The organism is Sphingomonas sp. NPDC079357 (assembly GCF_044901155.1).
In the GTDB taxonomy this organism is placed as follows: domain Bacteria; phylum Pseudomonadota; class Alphaproteobacteria; order Sphingomonadales; family Sphingomonadaceae; genus Sphingomonas.
The window spans coordinates 1,632,630-1,655,500 of sequence record NZ_JBJDOM010000001.1 but is presented as its reverse complement, the minus strand read 5'-3'; the positions used below and the strand labels follow the sequence as shown (position 1 = coordinate 1,655,500).

20 protein-coding genes are annotated in these 22,871 nt (G+C 66.2%); 13 read left to right on the top strand and 7 right to left on the bottom strand.

The features are described 5' to 3' along the window. The first annotated feature begins 156 nt into the window (after nt 1–156). The 10 genes from ACI2JO_RS07775 to ACI2JO_RS07730 all read left to right on the top strand — a co-directional run bounded on the left by ACI2JO_RS07775 (nt 157) and on the right by ACI2JO_RS07730 (nt 12,142). Nucleotides 157–2,505, top strand: coding sequence for a hypothetical protein (locus ACI2JO_RS07775; RefSeq protein ID WP_404720106.1), 2,349 nt, complete (start codon nt 157–159; stop codon nt 2,503–2,505). Beyond that, nucleotides 2,492–3,520 carry a TniB family NTP-binding protein gene (locus tag ACI2JO_RS07770; RefSeq protein WP_404720105.1) on the top strand — a complete coding sequence of 343 codons (1,029 nt, stop codon included), beginning with the start codon at nt 2,492–2,494 and terminating at the stop codon, nt 3,518–3,520. The genes ACI2JO_RS07775 and ACI2JO_RS07770 overlap by 14 nt, the downstream gene beginning before the upstream one ends. After that, nucleotides 3,520–5,376, top strand: a complete 1,857-nt coding sequence (locus ACI2JO_RS07765; RefSeq protein ID WP_404720104.1) for a hypothetical protein — start codon at nt 3,520–3,522, stop codon at nt 5,374–5,376. The genes ACI2JO_RS07770 and ACI2JO_RS07765 overlap by 1 nt, the downstream gene beginning before the upstream one ends. Before the next feature lie 33 nt (nt 5,377–5,409). Beyond that, complete coding sequence (locus ACI2JO_RS07760; protein WP_404720103.1) at nt 5,410–6,075, top strand: Panacea domain-containing protein; 666 nt, start codon at nt 5,410–5,412, stop codon at nt 6,073–6,075. Further along, complete coding sequence (locus ACI2JO_RS07755) at nt 6,072–6,488, top strand: hypothetical protein (protein WP_404720102.1); 417 nt, start codon at nt 6,072–6,074, stop codon at nt 6,486–6,488. Before ACI2JO_RS07760 ends, ACI2JO_RS07755 begins: the two co-directional genes overlap by 4 nt. A 328-nt stretch (nt 6,489–6,816) precedes the next feature. Next, on the top strand, nt 6,817–8,469 hold the full coding sequence (locus ACI2JO_RS07750; RefSeq protein ID WP_404720354.1) for a glycoside hydrolase family 43 protein: 1,653 nt from the start codon (nt 6,817–6,819) through the stop codon (nt 8,467–8,469). Nucleotides 8,470–8,555: 86 nt separating this feature from the next. Next, nucleotides 8,556–9,488, top strand: coding sequence for a serine O-acetyltransferase EpsC (epsC, locus tag ACI2JO_RS07745; protein WP_404720101.1), 933 nt, complete (start codon nt 8,556–8,558; stop codon nt 9,486–9,488). Then, nucleotides 9,481–10,221: a gamma-glutamyl-gamma-aminobutyrate hydrolase family protein gene (locus tag ACI2JO_RS07740; RefSeq protein WP_404720100.1), complete on the top strand. Its 741-nt coding sequence runs from the start codon at nt 9,481–9,483 to the stop codon at nt 10,219–10,221. Before epsC ends, ACI2JO_RS07740 begins: the two co-directional genes overlap by 8 nt. A gap of 54 nt (nt 10,222–10,275) precedes the next feature. Then, nucleotides 10,276–10,644, top strand: coding sequence for a hypothetical protein (locus ACI2JO_RS07735; protein WP_404720099.1), 369 nt, complete (start codon nt 10,276–10,278; stop codon nt 10,642–10,644). 58 nt (nt 10,645–10,702) lie between these two features. Then, the gene (locus ACI2JO_RS07730; RefSeq protein ID WP_404720098.1) at nt 10,703–12,142 is read left to right on the top strand and encodes an MATE family efflux transporter; all 1,440 of its coding nucleotides are present in this window, start codon (nt 10,703–10,705) and stop codon (nt 12,140–12,142) included. Here the strand turns inward: ACI2JO_RS07730 and rpoN are convergent, their stop codons facing one another. From rpoN to ACI2JO_RS07705, 5 genes are all read right to left on the bottom strand, one after another. Then, the gene (gene rpoN, locus ACI2JO_RS07725) at nt 12,143–13,612 is read right to left on the bottom strand and encodes an RNA polymerase factor sigma-54 (RefSeq protein WP_404720097.1); all 1,470 of its coding nucleotides are present in this window, start codon (nt 13,610–13,612) and stop codon (nt 12,143–12,145) included. A gap of 179 nt (nt 13,613–13,791) precedes the next feature. Next, nucleotides 13,792–14,586, bottom strand: coding sequence for an LPS export ABC transporter ATP-binding protein (gene lptB / locus ACI2JO_RS07720; RefSeq protein WP_404720096.1), 795 nt, complete (start codon nt 14,584–14,586; stop codon nt 13,792–13,794). A gap of 109 nt (nt 14,587–14,695) precedes the next feature. After that, nucleotides 14,696–15,232 carry an LptA/OstA family protein gene (locus ACI2JO_RS07715; RefSeq protein ID WP_404720095.1) on the bottom strand — a complete coding sequence of 179 codons (537 nt, stop codon included), beginning with the start codon at nt 15,230–15,232 and terminating at the stop codon, nt 14,696–14,698. Nucleotides 15,233–15,244: 12 nt separating this feature from the next. Further along, on the bottom strand, nt 15,245–15,877 hold the full coding sequence (lptC, locus tag ACI2JO_RS07710) for an LPS export ABC transporter periplasmic protein LptC (protein WP_404720094.1): 633 nt from the start codon (nt 15,875–15,877) through the stop codon (nt 15,245–15,247). After that, the gene (locus ACI2JO_RS07705) at nt 15,870–16,490 is read right to left on the bottom strand and encodes a ribonuclease D (protein WP_404720093.1); all 621 of its coding nucleotides are present in this window, start codon (nt 16,488–16,490) and stop codon (nt 15,870–15,872) included. The genes lptC and ACI2JO_RS07705 overlap by 8 nt, the downstream gene beginning before the upstream one ends. 269 nt (nt 16,491–16,759) lie before the next feature. Between ACI2JO_RS07705 and ACI2JO_RS07700 the strand changes: the two genes are divergently transcribed. After that, nucleotides 16,760–17,599, top strand: coding sequence for a cold-shock protein (locus ACI2JO_RS07700; protein ID WP_404720092.1), 840 nt, complete (start codon nt 16,760–16,762; stop codon nt 17,597–17,599). Nucleotides 17,600–17,909: 310 nt separating this feature from the next. Beyond that, nucleotides 17,910–19,436, top strand: coding sequence for a peptide chain release factor 3 (locus ACI2JO_RS07695; protein WP_404720091.1), 1,527 nt, complete (start codon nt 17,910–17,912; stop codon nt 19,434–19,436). 114 nt (nt 19,437–19,550) lie between these two features. Here the strand turns inward: ACI2JO_RS07695 and mgtE are convergent, their stop codons facing one another. Next, the gene (gene mgtE / locus ACI2JO_RS07690) at nt 19,551–20,963 is read right to left on the bottom strand and encodes a magnesium transporter (protein WP_404720090.1); all 1,413 of its coding nucleotides are present in this window, start codon (nt 20,961–20,963) and stop codon (nt 19,551–19,553) included. Between the two features lie 143 nt (nt 20,964–21,106). Here mgtE and ACI2JO_RS07685 point away from each other — a divergent pair, with 143 nt between their 5' ends. After that, complete coding sequence (locus ACI2JO_RS07685) at nt 21,107–21,535, top strand: peptidylprolyl isomerase (protein WP_404720353.1); 429 nt, start codon at nt 21,107–21,109, stop codon at nt 21,533–21,535. 193 nt (nt 21,536–21,728) lie between these two features. Here ACI2JO_RS07685 and ACI2JO_RS07680 read toward each other — a convergent pair whose 3' ends face one another. Further along, nucleotides 21,729–22,613 carry a LysR substrate-binding domain-containing protein gene (locus ACI2JO_RS07680; RefSeq protein ID WP_404720089.1) on the bottom strand — a complete coding sequence of 295 codons (885 nt, stop codon included), beginning with the start codon at nt 22,611–22,613 and terminating at the stop codon, nt 21,729–21,731. Between the last annotated feature and the right edge of the window lie 258 nt (nt 22,614–22,871).

Below are 22,871 nucleotides of genomic sequence, written 5' to 3'. Positions count from 1 at the left end.
GATCCTCGTCATCTGCCTGGCCGCACCCCGCCCGCCGACAGAGCTGAGGCGGCGAAGGCCGCCACGCTCCCGCTGACCGAAGACAAGCAACCCTCGGGGTTCCCGGTCGTGGACGCGTGTCCGCGGGCGCGGACTCCTGCGTCCAGGAGACACGACATGAAGGAACTGCCCCTGAAGCTCGAACCCGGCGACATCGTCGCCATCGACCACGTCGACCACGTGTTCGAGCGCATCGACCCCGACGGCCTCGTCACCTTCCGCGTCATGGGCGGCAAGGTGGAGTTCGAGGTCACCAACGAGGAGACCGGCTTCCCGAGCAAGCCGAACGCCAACGAGATCGCCCGTCTGATGGCCGCCGGCACGATGGTCAAGCGCGCCCGCGATCTCGAGGACGGACCGCGCAAGGCGGCGCGCAAGCGCGAACTCAGCGCCGAGGCCGCACGCGCGGAGGACCCCACGTCCGAGTTCCGCACCATGTTCAGCCGCGCCTACGACAAGAACCCCTGCGGCCTCTCCGATCGCGGATTGCGCGTGTTCAACGAGCAGCTGCTCACCGACCCGACGATCGCGGCGATGCCGGGCGCCCGCGTCTACGCCGGCTCGACGCTGCGGTCCTGGATCCACAAGCGCGGATTCCACGGCGACCGGCGAGCGCGTGACGGTGTCGCCATGACCGGCAAGCGGCGCGGGCGCCGCGTGAGGCACCCCATCGAGATCCTGTCGCACCATCTCGCGATCAGCGTCGGACGGAAGTCGGCGGCCAATCCGAATGCGAAGGCCAAGGCCTACAAGGCCTGGACCAGCTACAGGGCCGACATTGGTCGAATCAACCGCGGGCAGCCCACCGGCCGCGAAGGCGCGGAATACCCGCAGCCGCCGGTCCCCTACAAGGCCGTCAGCTACACGACCTTCTGGCGGATGGGCCGCGACCTCCAGTCCTCGGCCGCGCTCAAGGCCGAGCATGGCCCTCAGGCCGTCTATCAGCGCTACGGCGGCGGCGGTGTCACGGACCGCCACACCCGCATCGGCGCGTTCGGGCAGATGGACGACACCAAGGTGCCCGCCATCTTCCTCGTCGACGACGAGCTCCGCATCCCGCTCGGGCAGGCGACCTTCACCGCGATGATGGAGAGCGTCAGCAAGTGCATCATCGGGTGGGACCTGTGCTGGGACGAACCGTCGAGCGCCACCGCGCTCGAAACCTACGCGCACGCCAACACGCCCAAGGCCATCCCAAAGGACATCGACGACATCCATCCCGAGCTGAAATGGATCTGCTGCAGGCTCGCGGCGGTGCTGCTCGACAACCTCTCCGGACACCACTCGCGCCACTTCGAGGACGCGATGATGGACGCGGGCACCGACGTCCACTTCTCCGGCGCGCACATGCCCCGCGACAAGGCGGAGATGGAGCGCGCCATCGGTACCATCCTCGGGATGGCGTTCAAGGACCTGCCCTCCGCGACCTACGACATCCCGCGCGCGCGGGAGTTCGGGTTCGATCACACGACGATGGTGATGGTGCCGATCCGCAAGGCTCGCGAACTGCTGCTCCGCGCCATCTGCGTCTACCACCTCAAGCCGCACAAGGGGCTCGACGGCCGCTCGCCGGCGTTGGTGTTCAAGCAGCAGACCGCCCGTCACGGCATCAGCGTCATCGACGACCTCGACGAGTTCCGCAGGTCGATCGGCGACGTCGACTTCGATGGGAAGCTGCGGCCCAGCGGGATCGTGGTCACGGGCCTGCGCTACTCCGACGCCAGGCTGACGCGCGAACTCATCGACGACATCGTGTCGCTGCAGCCCGCCTCGGAGGCCAAGAACAAAGTCTCCACGCTGCCGGTGAAGGTCAAGTACTCGCGCCGCGACATGGGTCGGGTCCACGTCTGGAACGAGCGGACCAAGCGCTACGTCACCCTGCCTGCCGTGCGGCAGGACTACGCCGACGGCCTCCCGCTCTGGGCGCACAAGCGCATCGCCGACATCGCGAAGCTCGACATGCGGGACTACAACGAGGAGACGGAGGATACCGATGGCGACCGCCTCATCGAGATCCGCGCCAACCTATTCGACGCTATCCGGAACATCACGCCCGAGGCGGCCGAGCACGACCGCGCCACGCTCGCCAAGCTCAAGGATTCGCCGCTCTTCAAGCGGGTGATGGGCGAGATCGTCGAGGTCGTCGACGAGGACGTTTCGACGCTCGTGGCACCGCGCGCGGCTGACGCGCCCGACACCCAGCTGAAGGTCGGAATGGCGGCGCCCTTCCGCGACGACGCGACCGTGAAGACGCCTCGCGCGGATGAGCGCAACAGCGCCGCGGCGGCGGCCGAGCGGGCGGCGGCCGCCGCCAAGCCCCGTCGCCAGCGCAGCAAGAAGCAGAAGGATCGCGATCCCCGGGATGCGGGATCGCCAACGAAATCGGTCACGGCCGATACCCGCGCCGGCTTCTCGCCGGCTTTCACCAACCGCCCAAAATGGGGGATCACGTATGACGGACAGTAACATCGCCAACAAGCCGGAGGCGCAGCGCGTCTCCGCCACGGACCAGGCACCGCGGCGTTCTGGCCGCAAAGAGCCGAAGGCTCGCGACCGTCGCGACGCCGGCGCTCCGCGCCCCGGATCGCTCGCGGAGCGCTCGGCCAGGGTCGGCTTCGCCGTCGCCGGTGTGCGCCGCCTGCGCGTGCCGGAACCGCGTCAGCTCGGCATCCATGCCGAGTTTGACGAGATCCGGCTCACCGGTCTCGAGATGAAGGGAATGCCCATGCTGGGCATGACCCTCTTCGAGGTCACGGGTGCCGGCAAGACCACGACGGCCGAAGAGTATGCGAAGCGCATCAACGCCGACGATGAAGACGGGCAGGTTTCGATCCTCCACATCCGGCTCGACAACTCGGGTACGGCGCGCAGCCTCTACGTGGAGATGCTCGCGGGTCTCGGCGACGGGTTCGCGCTGAACGGAACCGAGCACAGTCTGCGCCGTCGGACCCTCGAGGCATTGGAGGAAGCCGAGACCGAGCTCGTCATCATCGACGAGAGCCATCACGGCGGAAGGCGCTCGGGGTTCGGTGGTGAGGTCACCTCGTCGGTCAAGCTGCTGCTGGACGGCGGAGTCGTGCCCGTCGCTCTCCTCGGCACCGAGGCCGCCGTGCCGATCTTCGGCAAGGATCTCGAACTCAGCGGGCGCCTCACTGCCCCGTGCAACCTCAATGGTCTTCGCTGGCACGACGGCTATGAGCGGGAGATCTGGCAGGGGCTGCTCGCCACGCTCGACACCCGCCTCGTGGCCGACGGCATCCTCGCCCGGAAGATCGGCCTGGACGATCCCGCCCTGGAGCGACCGCTCATCGACGCGACCAACGGCGTCATCGGACAGCTGATGGGGACGATTCGGACTGCCGTCCGCCACGCGGTTCGCGAAGGACGCGATCACGTCACGCACGACGATCTCAGGATTGCCGTCGACATGTGGAACGTCGGGCACCGCTTCATCTCCCACAATCCGCTGAGGCACGGCTGATGGTCCGAAAGGTTCGCCGCGAAGCCAATCTCGTCCTCGGAGCATCGCTCCGGGGACTCGTCTTCGACGCCTGCTTCGACAACCGCATCCCTCACACCTTCGGCATGCTCCGCCACTTCGGCATGCCGAACCGGAACCGCGTCCTCGTGTCCGAGAGCCCGGATCTCGATGTCGTCGGGCTCGCCACCGCTCTTCGCATTCCCGAAACCGAAGTCACGGCGCGGCGCTATCCGGCGATCGGGCGTGGTCATCGCGACTTCTACGGAATTCAGGTTATGAAGGGGCGGATAGAGGATCGGGTTCGCCGCTTCTCCCCGGCCGCGATCGCCTCGGGCGTCCTCCATCATCCCGCCACCCACGAACTGCGGGATCTGCCGTTCTCCACGGTGGGCTGGGACATGCTGCAGGACACATGTCCTTGCGAACCGGCGGGGGTTCGCCAGAACTGGGTCACCACCAATGGCACCAGCCGCTGCCACTCGTGCGGAGGCAGCCTCGGCAAGATCGAGGCGGTGCCGGTCCCGGATGGGCTAAAGCCCTCACTCACCCTCATCTCCCGACTGGTTGATCCGGACCCCTGCGCGCAGCGCGCCGGGCACGACATGCTGCCCCACGCGATCCGCGGTGCCAGCCGGACGCTCATCTACGATCTGATCATGAACCTCGCGAAGGTGATCGGTGTCGAGGCCGATGTCGCGAATTCGACTGCGCGCACCGCCTTGCTCGCCCGCGCCTGCGAGGCGCTCATCCGGTGGCCGGCGGGCTTCTCCAGCATCGAGCGTTCGGCTGACTGCCCGACGAACGTCTGGGACTGGGTCCGCCGGACCTACGCCATCCTCGACGGCGCCGGCCAGCCCGCGGCTTCCGAGGCTCGGTCGGGAACGCCCGCATTCGCGCCGAAGGCGACCCAGCCGGGCTACGTGCCGTCTGGATCCAAGGGACGCATCAGCACGCAGTTCATCAGCGCCATGGCCGCCGCGCGCCTGGGCGGGATCGACGAGCAGGCGCTGAAGCAGGCTTGGGACGACGGCAGGTTCACGCAGCACCTATGGGTGCTCGGCTCGTCCCGCGTCCGCGCCTTCGATCCCGCCGAGGTCGTCGCGCTCACGCCCCGAATGCGCGTGCTCGGCTCTCGCCTCGCGGCGGCGAGGTTCCTTGGTCTTCCGCTCTACGGTGCCGAGCAGCTCATCGAGGCGGAGTTGCTCACACCTGCGGCTCCCGGCGGCGGCATCAAGCAGATGGAGGCTCACCTAAGCGCCGCCAACGCACTGAGCCAGACGATCGAAGCCGCCGGTGGCGACGTCAACGACGGTATGCCCTTTCTGGAAGCTATCCGCCACGTATCCGGACGGCCCAAGCCCTTCGCGTCCGCCCTCGGCATGCTGCTCGCCGGCGAGATGCGCTTCGGACTCACCGACAGCACTACGCGCACGGGGGTCATTGGCCGCATCAGGGTTCACCGGGATGCCGTTTCGGACCTGACCGCGTTGCCACACGATCCGGTTCCCAAGGCGAGAATCGTCAGAGCCGACCGGTGGAGCGGAGTGGACGCACTTCATTGCCTCAATGGGAATCGCAGTGCGAGCGAGTTGCTCATGGGACTTGAAAGCCAGGGCAGCACCACGAAGCGGCAATATCTCGTCACCGACATTCTGGAACGTGCCGCGATCGGAGTGACGACATCCGACCTCTCACGTCGCAGCGGGTGTAGCATCGCGCACGTGGCGGGTAGGCTGAAGGCGCACAACGTCCCGCAGATCGCACCTGGCCTTTGGCAGCGACGGCAGGCCGAAGAGCTGACCTTTGAAGAAGCAGTCCGAGGAGTGGCCTCGGCCAGCGATCCTCTCGAGGACTGAACGACCGAACAATCTTGTGATGGAGAGAATGACATGAACGGCAGCGCTCGCACCGGCTTCGCGCTCACCATCCGTTTAGGTTTTGGCAATAGCCGTCAGACTCTCATCATCATGCGGGGTCAGGCAATGCCGAAATACGATTACGAGGTGGAAAGGGCCGCTCAGGTCCTCGCCTACTTCGCCCTCAGGGCGAAGGACAGAGCGCTGAACATCCTCAAGGCCATGAAGCTGGTCTACCTCGCGGATCGGGAGAGCATCCGACGCTTCGGCGAACCCATGCTGGACGAGCCGCGCTACTCGATGAAGCGTGGCCCGGTGAACCACATGACCTACCAGCTCGCCAGCGGGCAGGAGGATCAGCCAGCCGAATGGAGCCGCTACCTCCACGCGCGGGACCAGAGCCACGACATCGCCGTGCGCGGCAACATCACGTTCGGCTCCCTCGGCGAGCTGAGCGAGGACGACGTCGAATGCCTCGACGCCGTCTGGCGCCAGTTCGGCTGGATGGACGAGCACGTGCTTTGCGCGTGGACCCACAAGCCCGAAAACGTGCCCGAATGGTCCAACCCGAATGGCGGGCGCAAACCGATCAGCCTGGCCGACATGCTTGCGGCCGTAGGCGTCCCCGACGCGCGTCAACGCGCAGAAGATCTCGAGCACAGGGGCAGCTTGAAGCAGCTCGTGGAGACAGTCCGATGATCGGCGTCGGCTTCAAGAGTCGGGGCGCGTTTCTACGCAAATCCGGGCCATCGTATGATCCGGACCGCATGCATCTTCATTTCATCTGCACTGACGAGCAAGCCTTTGGCACAATCCTGGTCGTATCGATGTGTTCACTGGAACCAAGCACGAAGGACCGCGCCTGCCTGCTGGACGTTGGCGATCACCGCTTCATAAACCGTCGATCATACATCCACTATCGTAAGACAGAGATAATGGATTTAACGGCGCTGCAGGAATTGCTTCGTAGAGGCGACATTGTACCTGAAGAGGATTGTCGCGAGGACATCTTTGATCGGATCTGCCAGGGATTGTTGGCGTCAACGGCGGCCCGCACAAATCACAAGGAATATTTCAGGGCCTCTCGGAACCCGTTTCCCGAGGCGGCCTAACCTGCTAAAAGATGACAGCCATGACGGCGCGCGAAGACCATGATCTTCGCGCGCCTCTCCGCCGAGATGGGTGTCTCGGTTATCTCGAAAAGCTGAGCGGGCACTCTGCAAGGATATCGCTTTCGGAGCGGATGAACTGAAATGTCTCTTTCCGCTCTGTTTGAAAAAGACGAGCAATTACAAAGTCTCGCTGAGCGACGTATTGTGAGATCTGACACTTCCTCCCCTCACAGCGTTGGCCCTGATCGCGTAAGTCGCTGATCGTGCTTGCGATGATAGCGCTAACGTTTAATCTGCCGTGAAATCGCGGGAGAGGATCGTGGGCATCATTCGTCACAATAAGGTGCTGCTGTGCGGCGTCGCGCTCGGGCTTGTGGCGTTAGTCGGGACCGCAGGCGCGCAGGTCGCCCGCTTCGAGCGTTTTCGCTACGACGGCAAGGCGCAGGAGCAGGTCACCGCCAAGGCGGGCGAGTATCAGAACCCGATACTGTCCGGCTATTATCCAGATCCGTCGGTGACGCGGGTTGGTGACGATTATTACCTCGTCAATTCGTCGTTCGCGCACTTTCCCGGGCTGCCGATCTTCCGATCAAAGGATCTGGTGAACTGGATCCAGATCGGCAACGCGATCGACCGGCCCGGGCAGCTCGACTTCAGCGGGCGGCGTGTCTCGGAGGCGGTGTTCGCGCCCGACATCTCCTTCCACGACGGTACGTTTTACATCGCCAATACCTGCGTCGAATGTGGCGGCAATTTCGTCATTACCGCCAGGAATCCGGCGGGGCCGTGGTCGCAGCCGATCTGGCTGCCGTTCGAGGGGATCGACCCGTCGATCTACTGGGAAGGCGACCGCGCCTATATCGTCAACAATCGTGCCCCCGCCGAGCCGCCGCGCTACGATGGGCATCGTGCGATCTGGGTGCAGGAATATGACTGGCGTGCCGGCAAGATGGTCGGCGAGAGCACGATGCTCGTCAACGGTGGCGTCGATCTGTCCAAGAAGCCGGTATGGATCGAGGGGCCGCACCTGCTTCGCAAGGATGGCTGGTATTATCTCAGTGCCGCCGAGGGCGGGACGAGCGACAACCACTCGCAGGTCGTGTTCCGCTCACGCAGCCTGCGCGGGCCGTTCGCGCCTTATGCGGGCAATCCGATCCTGACGCAGCGCGATCTGCCGCCCGGTCGTCCGCATCCGATCACCTCGGCGGGGCACGCTAAATTCGTCCAGACGCAGAACGGCGACTGGTGGGCGACCTTCCTCGCGACCCGCCCCTATGCCGACGGACTCTACAATATCGGCCGAGAGACGTTCCTGTCGCCGGTGACGTGGAAGGACGGTTGGCCGCACATCCTCGAACGTGGTGTGCCGATCCCCTTCACCGCATTGCGTCCGAAGTTGCCCACCGGCGCGAAGCCCGCGCTGCCGACCAGTGGCGACTTCGGCTATGTCGACAACTTCGCCGGCAACCGGCTGGCGATGCAGTGGATCGGTCTCCGTACGCCCAGGCAGCCGTTCTACCGCGTCGCGAACGGCGCGGTCGAGCTTCGACCCGGCGCGCGCTTCGGCGACCTGAACGGCGTGCCGTCGTTCGTCGGGCGGCGGCAGCAGCATCATGTCGCGACCGTCTCGGTGACGATGCGCTATCAACCCGGCAAGGATGGCGCGCGCGCGGGACTGGCGGCGGTGCAGAACGACCGCTCGCTGCTGCTGTTCGGCGTGACGCGCGTGCAGGGCAAGACGATGATCGCGCTGTGGACCCGCGCGGGTGCGGATACCGACACGCTCGTCGCCAGCGCTCCCGTTGATTCCGCGAAGCCGGTAACGCTCACGCTGCGTGCCGATGGCGGGACGATGGCGCTCGACTATACCGTCGGCGGGCAGCGCAAGACATTGCGCGAAAGTGTCGACGCACGCTTTATCAGCACCGCGCGCGCGGGCGGGTTCGTCGGCACGGTGATCGGCCCGTTTGACGAACCCTGAGCAGTCCAGCTTGGGCACACCCGGCCTGCTTCTTTCAACACCCAGAGAAATGCTGGGATATGATGCGCGCCCGATAAGGAGTGCGCATGACCGATCAACGCAGTTCAGTCCCGGTGGCAGAGGCGGTCGCCGATTTGCGCGCGGCGCGCGGGGCGTGGCGCGCGCGGCATGACGACGGGCGCGACACCACCAGCTTCCCGTCGCGCGGCGCGCTGGAGCGGGTGGTCGAGCTGTTGTCCGCGGCGCTCTATCCGCGGCGACTGGGTCAGTTCCGCGGCGCGCCGGCTGAGGAAGACGGGTTCGTCGCCGCCAAGCTGCTCGCCGCCGCGACCGAGCTGGAGCGCGAGGTTGCCGCCGAGCTGGGCTATTGGCAGGCGGAGGCGAGCAGCGGCACCTTCGACCGTGAACAGCCGGCAACGATCGTGCGGCTGTTCGTGGCGGGGCTGGGCGAGATCCGGCGGGTGATCGATACCGATGTCGAGGCGGCATTCCTCGGCGACCCCGCCGCGCGCAGCGCCGACGAGATCCTCGTCTGCTATCCCGGCGCGATCGCCAGCCTGCATTACCGGCTTGCGCACCTGCTCTATGAACTCGGCGCGCCGATCGTCGCGCGGCTGATCTCCGAACTGGCGAACGAGCGGACCGGGATCGACATCCACCCCGGCGCGACGATCGGGCCGTCGTTCTTCATCGATCACGGCACTGGGGTCGTCATCGGTGAAACCGCGATCATCGGTGCGCGTGTCCGGTTGTACCAGCACGTCACTTTGGGCGCCCGAACGCCGCGCGGCGATGATCCCGATCGGCCCCGCACGCGTTACGCACGTCACCCGATCGTAGGGGACGATGTGGTGATCTACGCCGGAACGACGATCCTCGGGCGCGTGATGATCGGGGCGGGCGCGATGATCGGTGGTAACGTCTGGTTGCTGGAGGACGTGCCCGCCGGGCAGGTGGTCGTGCAGCCCGAGGCGCAAGCGCATGACAATGCGAGCGACTGGCGCGCGCACGATGGCTGAGGCGCGCAAGCCCGTCATCGGCGTGCTGTGTTGCAACGAACTGGTGCAACGCCCGGTGCAGGTGGTGGCAAGCCGCTTCGTCGCGCCGCTGGCGCGCGTGTCGCAGGCGTGCGTCGTGCTGGTCCCGGCGATCGCCGAACTATGTGATGTCGAGTCGCTAACCCACTATCTCGACGGCATCTTACTGACCGGATCGCGCTCGAACGTCGCCCCGACCCGCTATGGGGCGGCGGATGACGACGCCGGGGGTGTGCTCGATCGCGAGCGCGACGACGTGGCGCTGACCATGGCCGAGGCGATGATCTCGGCGGGCAAGCCGGTGTTTGGCATCTGCCGCGGCATGCAGGAGATCAACGTGCTGTTCGGCGGCACGCTCTCGACCGAGCGCTGCTGCGGCCGGCATTTGCGCGGCGGCTGGGACCAGTCGGATTATGCCGCGCTTTTCGACCATCGCCATGAGGTGGACCTCGCCGCCAACGGGGCGCTGGCCGCGCTGACCGGCGAACAGCGGCTGTCGGTCCACTCGGTGCACGAACAGGCGATCGAGCGGCTCGGCGCCGGCCTGACGGTCGAGGCGTGGTCGAGCGACGATGGCGTGATCGAAGCGATCGCCGCGCGTCCGAACGGCGCAGAGGTGCTGGCGGTGCAATGGCATCCGGAGTGGGATGTCGAGCGCAGCGCGAGCAGCCACGCCTTTTTCGCGCAGATCGGCCGTGCGCTGCGCGGCGGCTGACGCAACAAAGCCGCGCGTTCGGCGATTGACCACGCCAAGCTACGGAGAAAGACGATGAAGCCGCTCGCCCTGCTCGTTCCGCTCGCCGCATTGGCGCTCGCCGCCTGCTCGGAGCGCGCCGAGGACCATGCCGAGCGCACCGGCAACGCGATCGCCTCCGATATCGAGCGCGCCTCCGACAATGTCGTCCAGAGCGTCGATACGCTCACCGACCGGCTTTCTGATCACGTCACCAACCGCGTCGATGGTCTCGCCGCCGAGCAGATTGACCGCGCCGCGGATCGGATTTCCGAAGCGTCCGACCGGCTGGAGGACGAAGTCCGCCGCCATGGCGAACGAACACGTGACCGCGCGGGCGCGGCGCTTGAGAACGCCGGTGCCGATTTGCGCGACCGCGACGCCGCCGATCGCGAGCGACGCTGATCCTGCCCCTGTCGTCGTCGCGACCCGCACGCTAAGGCGGCACCCGAGGGGACAGAAGATGGCACGCGGACCGCAACAGGATTTGACGACCGGTCCAATCGGCCGAACCTTGCTGGTGTTCGCGCTGCCAACGCTCGGCTCCAGCATCCTGCAATCGCTCAACGGATCGATCAACGCGATCTGGATCGGGCAATTTCTTGGCGAGCGCGCGCTGGCGGCGACCACCAACGCCAATATCATCATGTTCCTGCTGATCGCGGCGGTGTTCGGCTTCGGCATGGCCGCTACGATCCTGATCGGGCAGAATATGGGCCGCCGCGACCTCGACGCGGTACGGCGCGTGCTCGGCACGTCGGTCGGGCTGTTCACGATGTTGTCGATTGCCACCGTCGTCGTCGGGCTGCTCGCCGCGCCCGCGATCCTGCGCGTCTTGGCGACCCCGGCCGAAGTCTACCCGCTCGCACTTGCGTATTTGCGCGTCATCTTCGTCGCGATGGTGCCGGGCTTCGTCGCCGTGCTGCTGACGATGGCGCTGCGCGGGACAGGCGATTCGATCACGCCGCTCAAGTTCATGGCGCTGGGATCGGCGATCGACGTCGCGCTCAATCCGTTGTTGATCCGTGGCTTCGGCCCGATCCCCGCGCTGGGAATCGAGGGATCGGCGGCTGCGACGCTGATCGCCAATGCCGTCTCGCTGATTGCGATGCTTGTCTACATCTACCGTCGCGACCTGCCGATCCGGCTGCGCGGTGCGGAGTGGCGTTACGTCCTCCCCGACCCAGCGCTGCTGCGAACGATCGTTGCAAAGGGCGTGCCGATGGGGTTGCAGATGCTGGTTGTCTCGACCTCGGCGCTGGCGATGATCGGGCTGGTCAACCGCCACGGGACCGCCACGACGGCGGCCTATGGCGCGGCGAACCAGCTGTGGACCTATATTCAGATGCCGGCGATGGCGGTCGGCGCGGCGGTCAGTGCGATGGCGGCGCAAAATATCGGCGCGGGGGCGTGGTCGCGGGTCGACCGGATCACGCGCGTCGGGATCGTCACCAACCTGGCGCTAACCGGCGGGCTGGTCGTGCTGCTCACTCTGCTCGACCGCCATGTGCTGTGGCTGTTCCTTGGACAGGATAGCGGCGCGGTCGACATTGCGGTGCGGATCAACCTGATCGCGGCGTGGAGCTTCGTGCTGTTCGGAGTGTCGATGGTCCTGTCGGCGACGGTGCGCGCGAATGGTGCGGTGATCGGGCCGCTGGTGATCCTGGCGCTGGCGATGTTCCCGCTGCGGCTTGGGATGGCGGCCGGGTTCGAACCATCGTGGGGGGCGAATGCGATCTGGTGGAGCTTTCCGGCCGGGTCTACGGGCGCGATGCTGATGATGATCGGCTTTTATCGCCACGGCGGCTGGCGGCGCGGCAAGCTGCCCGCCGCGCCGCATGAGGGCGAGGAACAGGCGATGGCAGAGTGCGAGCCCGCCGCCAAGACGATGCCGGTCGGCTAATCAGGCGCGTTGCAGCGTACGCGCGCGGCGGCGCTGCACCGAACTGCCGATCCCCATCGCCTCGCGATATTTCGCGACGGTGCGGCGCGCGATGTCGAAGCCTTTGGCGTTGAGTTGCTCGACCAACGTATCGTCGGACAGGATCGTGTCGCCTTCGCCGGCGATCAGCGCGCGGATCGCGCTCTTTACCGCCTCCGCCGACACCGCATCGCCGCCATCGGCGGCGGCGATCGCGGAAGTGAAGAAATATTTCAGCTCGAACACACCGCGCGCGCAGCTCAGATATTTGTTGCTGGTGACGCGGCTGACCGTCGATTCGTGCAGGTCGATCGCTTCGGCGATCTGGCGCAGCGTCAGCGGGCGGAGATGCGCGACCCCGCGCAAGAAGAACGCTTCTTGCTGCTTCACGATTTCGGTCGCGACGCGCACGATCGTCCGCTGTCGCTGGTCGAGCGCCTTGACCAGCCAGTTGGCGCTGGCCAGCTTGTCGGCCAGCCACGCCTTGCCCGCCTTGTCCTGCCTGCCGCCCGCCAGCTCGCTATAATAGCTCTTGTTGACCAGCACGCGCGGCAGCGTCGCGGCGTTCAGCTCGATCGCCCAGCCGGCCTTGGTGCGCGTCACCGACAGATCGGGGATCACCGGCGCGGGGGGCTCGCCACCGAAGCGGCAACCGGGCTTTGGATCGTAGCCGCGCAGTTCGCGGATCATGTCCGCCATGTCCTCGTCATCGACCTGGCACAGCCTCTTCAGCCGCGTCAGATCGCCACGTGCCAGCAGGTCGAGATGATCGAGCAATCGCGCCATGCAGGGATCGTAGCGATCGGCCTCGCGCGCCTGGATCGCGAGACATTCGGCAAGGTCACGCGCGCCGACCCCGGTCGGCTCAAATCGCTGAATGATGGTCAATACGCGTTCAACGCGCGCGACTGCGATGCCCAGCCGCTGCGCGACCTCCGCAACGTCGGCGCGCAGATAACCCGCCTCGTCGATCTGGTCGATCAGCGCGCGCGCGATGAACAGCTCCGCTTCGCCGAACGCCGCTCCGGCTTGCGCGAGCAGCACATCGGCGAGACTTTCGCTCGTGTCCGCGAAGGTGTCGAGGTCGGGCGCCTCGCCCGAGCCGCTGACGGGCGCGACGCTCGATGACAGCCCGGCATGGTCAGACGGCGAATCGTCGAAACGCTCGGCGGCGATGTCGACGTCGAGCGTTTCCCCGGCAGCCTCGCCCGCGACGACGAGTTCGTCCGCACCGGCCGGCTCGTCACGCGTCGAGGTCTCGACCGGCACCGCCTCCGGCGCCTCGTCGCCGCCGGGTGTCGACTCCAGCAACGGATTGCGCTCGAGTTCCTCGGCGATCACGCCCTCGATCTCGAGATTGCTCAGCGCCAGCAGCTTGATCGCCTGCTGAAGCTGCGGCGTCATCACCAGCGATTGCGATTGCCGCAGGTCGAGGCGCGGGGCGAGGCTCATGCCGCTACGATCCGTCGCCCCTGCGCAGGCAGGGGCCTATGACTGGCGAGTTTCGATAGGCGACCGGACACATAGGCCGCCAATTGTGTGTCGAGGTTGTACTCGCGACCGGCAGACATGGGCCCCTGCCTGCGCAGGGGCGACGGGTCGGAGAAGGCGCGCATCCCGACCCGCATCGCCTAGAGCGCGAAATCCTCGCCCAGATAGAGCCGGCGGACGTTTTCGTCGCGCACCAGTTCTTCCGGGCTGCCCGTGAACAATACCTTGCCGTCGTAGATGATGTAGGCCCGGTCGACGATGTCGAGGGTCTCGCGCACATTGTGATCGGTGATCAGCACCCCAATACCGCGATCCTTGAGCTGGCAGACGAGATCGCGGATGTCGGCGATCGAAATCGGATCGATGCCCGCAAAAGGCTCGTCGAGCAGCATGATCGACGGATCGGCGGCAAGCGCCCGCGCGATCTCGGCGCGGCGGCGCTCGCCGCCCGACAGCGCCATCGCCGGCGCGTCCCGCAGCCGTGTCAGACCAAATTCGCCGAGCAGCTTCTCCAGCTTCTCGGCCCGCGCCGCTGCGTCGGGCTCGGAAAGCTCGAGTACGGTCGAGATGTTCTTCTCGATCGTAAGGCCGCGGAAGATCGACGTCTCCTGCGGCAGATAGCCCAACCCAAGGATCGCGCGGCGGTACATCGGCAGTCCGGTGATATCGTCACCGTCAAGCATGATCCGGCCCGAGTCGGGTTTTACCAGCCCCATCACCGAATAGAAGCAAGTCGTCTTGCCTGCCCCGTTGGGGCCGAGCAGTCCGATGACCTCGCCGCGCCCCACCGTCACCGACACATCGGTCAGCACCACGCGCTTGTCATAGCTCTTGGCGATCGACACGACCTGAAGGCCACGGCCCAACTCGGCCTCATGGATCGGCTCGACCCGGTCGAGTCCTTCGCGATCAAGCGCTGTCGTGGTGCCGTCCATCGTCTGTCGCTCTCTCAGAACAGGGTTACTGGTTCGTCAACGCCCCGCCATCCTAAGTCTTGCAGGAAGCGAACGCGGGCGTGAACCCCCGATGTGCGCGCGCCGGCGGTCAGTTGCGCTTGGGCACCGAGAAGGTGCCGGTGACGCGCCCGCTCGGCGCCTGCGTCACGCCACCCGCACCCGCCGTCCCGCCGCCCGCCACCGAAGAGCCGTCGATCACGGCACGACCGGAGTCGAGATTGATCGTCAATCGTCCGCCGTTGACGGTGTTGCCGCCCTGGGTCAGCTTTACCGAGCCCAGCATCGTGATGACCCGGCGATTGAGATCATAGACGCCGAACTGACTGCGCGCGGTCTGGTCGGGGCGCACGACCGTCACGCCGCCGCTGGCATCAAGCCGCGACACCTGGGGACTACCGTCGATCACCTGCCCTGTATAGGCAACCGTCATACGCTGCGCGGTGAGCGTCATCTCCGCCTGCCGCACCTTGACGCTGCCCGACAACACCGCACGGTTGGCGCGATCCTGCAACTCGATGTGATCGGCACCGAAGTCGATCGGCGCGGCGGTATTGTGCCGCGTCTGCGCCGCCGCGGGAATGGCGAGCATCGTTAGCAGGGTGGGGGCGACGGCAAGGCGCAACATGCGGAGGCTTCTCTATTTTCTTGGGGTGAACCGCAAGCGGGCATTGCCGTCGAGCGTGACGGACCGCGCTTCGAGATCGGCGCTCATCCTGTCGCCGCGGAACGTGCCTTGGCGAACGGTGCCGGTCGCCGCGCCGGTGGAGCGCAGGCGACGCGATTTCAGGTCGACGATCGCATTGTCCGTGTCGAGCGTGTAATTGTTCGGTCCGCGTACCTTGATCGGCCCGTCGACATTCACCTGCTCGCTGTCCATGTCATAGCGCGCGGTCGGCGCGGTCAGCGTCGCGGGGCCATCGGAAAGGCGGATCGCGGCGGCCATGCCGGCAATCCGCACGATCGGCTCGGCAGAGCTCTTCTGCACCGCCGAGCCGGCGTCGAGCTCGAACGGCTGACCTTTGGCATCGGTGCCGCGGTAACGCGCCTCGCGCAGCTTCATCCGCTCCTTGGCGACTTCGACGCGATTCTTGTCGAGGACGAACGACGCGTCGCCGCCCATGGTCAGCGGCGCCATGACCAGGAACGCGAACAGCACGCCGATCGAGACGGGCAGCGCGCGGTTGGCGAGCGCGATGATGCGATCGTGCCGCCCGCCGGGCTGCGCCCAGCGTTGCCGTTCCGATCGGACGCGAAGCGCGACGTCAGACATGTGCGAAGATGTCAACTTCCGGCCAGCCCGCCAGATCAAGCTCGGCACGCGCTGGCAGAAAGTCGAAACACGCCTGCGCCAGTTCGGTGCGGCCCTCGCGCGCCAGCCGACGGTCGAGTTCTTCCTTGAGGCGGTGCAGGAAGCGGACATCGGAGGCGGCATAGTCGCGCTGCGCGTCGCTCAACACCGGGCCGCCCCAGTCGGACGATTGCTGCTGTTTCGAAATGTCCTGCCCCAGCAATTCGCGCACCAGCTCCTTCAAACCGTGCCGGTCGGTATAGGTCCTCACCAGCCGCGACGCGGTCTTGGTGCAATAAACCGGCGCGGCGACCACGCCGAGATAGTGACGGATCGCCGCAATGTCGAAGCGACCAAAATGATATAGTTTCAACCGCGTCGGATCAGCGAGCACTTGGCGCAATACCGGGGCGGCATAATCGCTACCCGGCGAAAAGCGCACGAGATGCTCGTCCGCGCCGCCGTCCGACAGTTGCACCAGGCACAGCCGGTCGCGCGGAGTTACGAGCCCCATCGTCTCGGTATCGACCGCAATCGCGGCGCCCGCGGCGAACACGTCGTCGGGCAGGTCTTCTTCATGCAGATATACAGCCATATGTGGCCTGTAACGAGGGGACCCGCCCGGCTCAATCGCTTCGTGACTCGATGTCATCTCGACGACGGAACGTGGCAACAGTGCGACCGATTAATGGCAGTGGCTGGTCATTGCTTGAAAAGATGCGCAAAACGATTCGCAGGGCGACGAAAGATGGTCTATAGAGGCTTTGAGGCGCAGTAGGTCCTGTGCCCAGGGGAGCCGCGTTCGCCGTCCTGCGCGTGGCCCTGATGAGAGTTATCGGGCGGACCGGGAAGACGAACAGGGTTATGGGTTACGACAAGGGCGGCCGCGGGCAGCGCGGCGGGCGTGGGCGCGACAAGCGCGATGGTTTCGGCGGCGGCAGTGACGATTTCGGCGGCGGCGGTTTTGGCGGCGGCGGCTTCGGCGGCGGCTTCGAAGATCGTGGCGGCGGCGGCTTCGGCGGCGGTCGTAGCTTCGGCGGTGGTGGCGGCGGCTTTGGCGGCGGCGGCGGTGGTGGCTTCCGCGGTGGCGGTGGCGGCTTCGGTGGTGGCGGCGGCGGTGGTCGCGGCTTCGGCGGCGGCGGTGGCGGCATGCCCCCGCAGGTCGTTGGCGAAGGCACCGGCGTGGTCAAGTTCTTCAACGCGCAGAAGGGCTTCGGCTTCGTCGTCCGTGATGACGGCGGCGAGGACGTGTTCGTGCACATCTCGGCGGTCGAGCAGGCAGGCCTGTCGGGCCTGGCGGAGGGCCAGCCGCTCGGCTTCACGCTCGTCGACCGCGGTGGTCGCGTCTCGGCGACCGATCTGAAGATCGATGGCGAGCCGATGCCGGTCACCGATCGTGCGCCTCCGCGTGAAGGCGGCTTCGGCGACCGTGGTGGTGATCGCGGCCCGCGTGCGGGCGGCGCCGGCGCTCCCCAGCGCCAGCTGACTGGTGAGAAGGCGACGGGCACCGTCAAGTTCTTCAACGCGATGAAGGGCTTCGGCTTCATTCAGCGTGATGATGGCCAGCCCGACGCGTTCGTGCACATCTCGGCCGTCGAGCGCGCCGGCATGCCGACCCTCAACGAGGGCGATCGCCTGAGCTTCGAGATCGAGGTCGACCGTCGCGGCAAGTATGCGGCCGTAAACCTTGAGTCGGGCAGCTAAGCAGACCGGTTCTTTCTGAATGAACGGCGGCCCGTCCGACATTTGTCGGGCGGGCCGTTGTCGTTTGACTGATGCGACGGTGAGAATCGCGAGTCGTCGGGGGGTGCGGCGTACGAGCGTCCGCCCTCTATCGTGGGTTTGACGTGACCGGGAGCTCCGCTCGTCCTTTGAGCCTCGGGACAGGTCGGGTGGAGGGGCAAGTCCCGGACGACGGTGAGGACTACCTCTGTCCCTCCGCGCGCCATCCTGCTATTCGCGCGCTCCACATGGCCGCGCGACCGCGGCGCTTGCCCGAACCGCTGGAACCCGCATGACGTCTCCCCGCCGTACCTTTGCGATCATCTCTCACCCCGACGCGGGCAAGACGACACTGACCGAAAAGCTGCTGTATTTCGGGGGCGCGATCCATCTCGCGGGGGAGGTCAAGGCACGCGGGCAGAACCGGCGCGCGCGCTCGGACTGGATGAAGATCGAGCAGCAGCGCGGGATTTCCGTCACCTCCAGCGTGATGACCTTCGAAAGCGGCGGCATCACCTTCAACCTGCTCGACACGCCGGGTCACGAGGATTTCAGTGAGGACACATATCGCACGCTAACCGCGGTCGACTCGGCGATCATGGTCATCGACGCGGCACGCGGCATCGAGGCGCAGACCCGCAAACTGTTCGAGGTCTGCCGGCTGCGCTCGGTACCGATCATCACCTTCGTCAACAAGGTCGATCGCGAAGGGCGGCCGACGTTCGAGCTACTCGACGAGATCGCCGATATGCTGGCGCTCGACGTGTGTCCGATGACGTGGCCGGTCGGCATGGGCGGCACGTTCGAGGGTATCCTCAACCTGTCGAGCAACCAGATCGCGCGGCCCGAGGGTGACAGCCGGCTGTTCCTTGGCATGACCGAGGAAGCGCCGACGCTGCCGGAGGCGGTCGCGGAAGAGATCGAACTGGCGCAGGCCGGTTATGCGTCGTTCGATGCCGAAGCGTATCGCAACGGCGACCTGACGCCGGTTTATTTCGGCTCAGCGCTAAAGGATTTCGGCCCCGCGGACCTGATCGCGGCGCTGAGCGACTATGCCCCGCCGCCGCGCCCTCAGCCTGCCGAGCCGGCGCCGGTCGCGCCGGAGGAAAAGGAAGTCACCGGCTTTGTCTTCAAGGTGCAGGCCAACATGGACCCGCAGCACCGCGACCGGATCGCGTTCATGCGGCTGTGCTCGGGCACCTTCAAGCGCGGGATGAAACTGACCCCGACCGGGCATGGCAAGCCGATCGCGGTCCACTCGCCGATCCTGTTCTTCGCACAGAACCGCGAAGTCGCCGACGAGGCGTTCCCTGGCGACATCATCGGCATTCCCAACCACGGTACCCTTCGCGTCGGCGACACGCTGAGCGAGAAGGCCGATGTGCGCTTCACCGGGCTGCCGAACTTCGCGCCCGAAATCCTGCGCCGCGTGGCGCTCAAGGACCCAACCAAGACCAAGCAGTTGCGGAAGGCACTCGACGACATGGCCGAGGAGGGGGTGACGCAGGTCTTCTATCCCGAGATCGGCAGCAACTGGATCATCGGCGTGGTCGGTCAGCTTCAGCTCGACGTGCTGCTCAGCCGGCTCGACGCCGAATACAAGGTCGCGGCGGGGCTGGAGCCGGCGCCGTTCGACACCGCGCGCTGGATTTCGGCGGAAGATCCGGGCGAGCTGAAGAATTTCACCGATCTCAACCGCGCGGCGATGGCCAAGGACCGTGACGGCAACCCCGTGTTCCTCGCCAAGAGCGCGTGGGAGGTCGGCTATGTGCAGGACCGCTACCCGAAGGTGAAGTTCGCCGCGACGCGCGAGCGGTAAAGGACTTGTCCCGCGCGCCGCGATTCAACCGCTCGTGTTCAGCCTATCGAGGCACGTGCGCCGCGTACACCCTTCGACGAGCTCAGGGTGAACGGTGCGGTGGCGCAACTTGATCTACCCGCCCAGTCCCCATAGCGCCGCCAGCCCGAGAAAGGTGAAGAACCCCAGCGAATCAGTGCAGGTCGTCACGAACACCGACGACGCAACTGCGGGATCGACATCAAAACGATCGAGCGTCACCGGGACGAGCACCCCCGCCAGCCCGGCGACGATGTTGTTGATGAACAGCGCCAGCCCGAACACCAGCGACAGCGCCGGATTGCCGAACCACAGATAGGAGCCCGCGCCGACCAGCAGCCCGAGCCCGACGCCGTTGCTCCCCGCGATCCGCAGTTCGCGCGTGATCATTCGCAGCGTGTTCGAGCCGGTAAGCTGGTTGGTGGCGAGCGCGCGAACGACGACGGCGAGCGTCTGCGTACCCGCGTTGCCGCCCATCCCGCTGACGATCCCCATCAATTGCGCGAGCACCGCGAAGCGCGCGATCCGTTCGTCGAACAATCCGACGACGGTCGCGGCGATCATCGCCGTCGGCAAATTGATGAGCAGCCATGTCAGCCGCGTCCGGACGGTCAGGCGGATCGGCTCGTTGATGTCGCCTTCGCCCGCGCCCGACAGCCGTAGCGCGTCTTCGCCCGCTTCCTGCTGGATGATGTGGACGACGTCGTCGACCGTTATCATTCCGACGAGCCGCCCGGATCCGTCAACGACCGCGGCGGAGATCAGGGCATATTTCTGGAAACGCAGCGCGACCTCTTCCTGGTCCATGTCGACCGGAATCAGCGTCTGCTCGCGTTGCATGACGTCGGCGATCGCGATGCTGCGCGGGGTGCGGAGGATCCAGCTCAGCGAACAGGTGCCGACTGGCTCGTGCGTCGGGTCGACGACGAAGATTTCCCAGAAATCGGTGGTCAGCGTCTCGTCGGCGCGCAGATAGTCGAGCACGTCGCCGACCGTCCAATGCTCCGGCACCGCGACCAGATCGCGCTGCATGAGGCGACCGGCCGATTCTTCCGGGTAGGACAGCGCCTCCTCGATCGCGGCGCGATCGTCGGGCTCCATCGCACGCAGGACCTCGCGCTGGTCCTCCGGCTCCATGTCCTCGATGATCGCGACCGCGTCGTCGGTATCGAGTTCGCTCGCGATGTCAGCGACCTGCCGCGCGTCGAGCGCGTCGATCAGTGCCTCGCGGACGTAGTCGTTCATTTCTGCGAACACGTCGGCGTCGAGCAGGTCGCTGACCGCCGCCGCCAGATCGCGGCGGCAATCCTCGGGGGTCAGCTCGAACAGATCGGCAATGTCGGCGGGGTGGAGCGGCTCGACCAGCGCATGCGCCTCGGCAACGTCGCCGGCTTCGACCGCGTCGAGCACCGCGCGGACGAACTCGGGCTTCAGCCGGTCATCTTCGTCGAGACGCTCCTCGCGGTCGTCCTGATCCTCATACGCGTCGCGCAGCTCGGTCTCGCTCATATGCCGGCTCCCTGATTGCGCGTCGACGCCCCGGCACCTAGCGCGGGCGTCGTGCATTTGCCAGCGGGGCGCGGGACCGATAGGGGCGCGCGCATACGGCAAGAAAGGAACTGCCTGTGACCGATACCTATTCCACGCTGACCATGACGCTGGATGGCGGCGACGTGACGATCAAGCTGCGCCCCGACCTCGCACCCGAGCATGTCGCGCGCATCGCCGAGCTGGCGAACGAGGGCTTTTACGACGGCGTGGTGTTCCACCGCGTCATTCCGGGCTTCATGGCGCAGGGCGGTGATCCGACCGGCACCGGGATGCACGGATCGGAGAAGCCGAACCTCCGCCAGGAATTCAGCAAGGAACCGCACGTGCGCGGGACCTGCTCGATGGCGCGGACGATGGACCCGAACTCGGCAAACTCGCAGTTTTTCATCTGCTTCGACGACGCGCGCTTCCTCGACGGCCAGTACACCGTCTGGGGTCAGGTGACCGAGGGCATGGAGCTGATCGACGCGCTGCCCAAGGGTGAGCCGCCGGCGAACCCCGGCAAGATCGTGGCGATGAAGGCCGCCTGATCCGGTCGCGACTTGCCCTGCCTGGCAGGGCGAGTCGCGGGTCCGAAGTTGTCGAAGTTTGCGCCAAACGCGGCGGCAGCACGCGTGCTGCACCATTACCGGCGCGCGGCCCGGCCGCATGACGCCGAATGTTGGCCGGTGTAGGGCAGCACCTTCGTCATGCCCGTGCAAACAGGCGCGAAGGACGGACGGGTCAGTTTTCGCGCAGCGTGCGAATCAGCCAGTCGCGGAAGATCTTGACCGGCTTCGTCTGCAACGCGCGCGGGCGGCAGGCGAACCAGTAGCTGTACGGGCTGGTGACATCGATATCGAACAGCCGCACCAGCCGCGGGTCATTCGCGTCCTGGAAGTGGTTTTCGTGCATGAAGGCGACGCCGAGCCCCTGCGCCGCCGCCTCGAGAATCAGCACGCCGGTGTCGAAATAATCGATCGCGACCGGCTCCATCCCCGGATAGCCCGCTGCCTGGCTCCACGCCGCAAAGGTGTCGGGCATATCGCGGTGAAGCAGCACGCTATGCTGGCGCATCTGTTCGGGTGAACGCAGTGGATGTTGCCCGTCGAGCAACGCGCGCGCACCGATCGGGTACACCATGTTGCGATCTAGCCGCTCCGAATAGAGCATCGGATCGATATCGCGCGCGACGACGATCACCGCGTCGAGCCCCTCTCCGAGTCGCGCCAGCGCGTTGCCGCCGGTGTCGATGTCGAGATGCAGTTCGGGGTGCGCCGCACGCAACTCGCCCAGCCGTGGAAAGAGCCGCTGCGACGCATAGAGCGGCAGCACGCCAAGCCGCAGGCGCAGCACGTCGTTGCCGCTGGTCATCCCCTCGATCGCGTCGGACATGCCGTCGAGCGCGGGCGCGATCGCCGCGAGCAACCGCTCGCCATCAGCATTCGGCACCATCGCCTGATGCCGCCGGTCGAACAGCGGCCGCGAGATGAACCGTTCAAGTGTTTGAATACGCCTGCTAAGTGCCGGCGGCGACAGCGCAAGCTCCTGCGCGGCGGCCTTGATCGAGCCGAGTCGCGCGACGGCCACGAAAGCCTCGATCGCAGTGAGGGGTGGAAGCCGACGCATGGCAGGTCCGGGGACGGGTCCAAAATGGCTGTTGCGGTGCATCATGCAACATCCGTCCTCGGACGCAACAACAATCGCCCGCTGGATTGCAGAAATTGCAAGCATACCGCTATCATTTCGCACTTGCGAAGGGGCATGCCGCGGCGCACATAGGACGGGCCTTTCAGGCATCCTCTCCTAAAAACTTCAAACGGCCGGCCCTCAGGGGCTGGCCTTTTTTTTCGTCGGTGCGGCAGGGCGGTACGGTTCGCAATGCGG